Origin of the sequence: Methylobacter psychrophilus (genome assembly GCF_025583945.1) — a bacterium.
GTDB classification, from domain to species: domain Bacteria; phylum Pseudomonadota; class Gammaproteobacteria; order Methylococcales; family Methylomonadaceae; genus Methylobacter_C; species Methylobacter_C psychrophilus.
The window spans coordinates 1-1866 of the sequence record NZ_JAOEGU010000131.1 but is presented as its reverse complement, the minus strand read 5'-3'; the positions used below and the strand labels follow the sequence as shown (position 1 = coordinate 1866).

At 55.8% G+C, this 1866-nt stretch carries 1 protein-coding gene; it reads right to left on the bottom strand.

Translation table 11 applies throughout. The annotated features are described in order from the left end of the window. A partial coding sequence (locus N7974_RS20465) for a beta strand repeat-containing protein (protein WP_262967380.1) occupies positions 1 to 1866 on the bottom strand: 1866 nt, incomplete at both ends.

Below are 1866 nucleotides of genomic sequence, written 5' to 3'. Positions count from 1 at the left end.
GTGATAACACTGGCTGCTGTAACGGCGCCATTAAATATAGTCGCCCCGGTGCTGTTGACTGCCAACGCGCCCAACGTGCCATTCGCCGCACCACCTACCGCACTAGCGAAGGTCACCGCGCCAGTGCCAGCGTTAATAGTCAATGCATTGGCCGCAGACGCCAAGGAATTTACTGTACTGGAAAACAGAATCGGATCGTCAATCGCCGTTAACGTGGTGCTGTTGCCCAACGTCACGGCACCGGTATAGGTCTGCGCATCGGCGCTGTTAATCGTGTCAGTATTTATGATCGTGGCACCAGTCACCTCAAGGGTGGTCAGGCCGGTAACGATATCTGTTACTTGATTACCAAATACAGCATCGCCAGCGATAGCCAAACTATGCGTACCGCCCGCAACCGTGCCATTCGTAGTAATGGTAGATCCGCTGAGCGTGGTGTTAGCACCCAAGGTAATATTGTCGCCAAAGGTCTGTGCGCCCGTGGTCGTGATCGCGCCACCGTTGATGGCTGTGTTACCAGCCGCATCCGTAGTCAAACTGGCAAGTTTCTCACCCAACGTACTGCTGCCCACCGCGCCAGTAAACGTAGTGGTAGCACTGTCATTAACTGCCAAGCTACGGTTGGTGCCATCGGATTTGAGCGAACCCGTAAAGGTAATACCTGCACCGGTTAAGGTGGTGTCGGCCCCCAACGTGGCATTCTCGCCATAGCTCTGTATGCCGGACGTAGTAACTGCGCCGCCATTGATTTCAACTGTGCCACCCACATTGGTGACGACACTGGCTGCCGTAACGGCGGCCTGGAATTTGGTCGCACCTGTGCTGTTGACCGCCAACGCGCCCAACATGCCATTCGCCGCACCACCTACCGCACCAGTGAAGGTCACCGCGCCGCTACCTGCATTCACCGTCAGTGCATTAGCCGCAGACGCCAAGGAATTGACAGTGCTGCTGAACAGGATCGGATCGTCCGTCGCCGTCAGTGTGGTGCTGGTGCCCAGCGTCACCGCGCCGGTATAGGTTTGTGCATCGGCACTGGTAATCGTATTGGTGTTGATCGCCGTGGTGCCGCTCACCGCCAAGGTGGTCAGGCCGGTAACGATATCTGTTACTGCATTACCGAACACGGCATCGCCAGTGATAGCCAGACTATTTGTGCCACCTGCAACCGTGCCATTCGTAGTAATGGTAGATCCGCTGAGCGTGGTATTAGCACCCAAGGTAATATTGTCGCCAAAGGTCTGTGCGCCCGTGGTCGTGATCGCGCCACCGTTGATGGTTGTGTTACCAGCCGCATCCGTAGTCAGGCTGGCAAGTTTCTCACCCGATGTGCTACTGCCCACAGCGCCAATAAATGCAGTAGTCCCACTGTCGTTCACGGTCAGATTACGGTTGGTGCCATCGGATTTGACCGTATCAGTGAATGTAATACCCGAGCCGCTGAGGGTGGTATCTGCCCCCAGCGTTACTGCACCACTATAGCCTTGGGTGCCACTGCTGGTCACTGCATTGGTGTTGAGCAAGGTCGTGCCGCTAACCGCCAAGGTGGTCAGGCCGGTAACAGTATCGGTTGTTTGATTGCCGAATACAGCATCGCCAGCGATAGCCAGACTATGCGTACTGCCTGCAACCGTGCCATTCGTAGTAATGGTAGATCCGCTGAGCGTAGTGTTAGCGCCCAAGGTAATATTGTCACCATAGGCCTGTGTGCCCGTGGTACTGATCGCGCCACCGTTAAGGACTGTGTTACCAGCCGCATCTGTAGTCAAACTGGCAAGTTTCTCGCCAATCGTACTGCTGCCCACCGCGCCAGTAAACGTGGTGGTAGCGCTGTCGTTGACTGCCAAGCTACGGTTGGTGCCATCG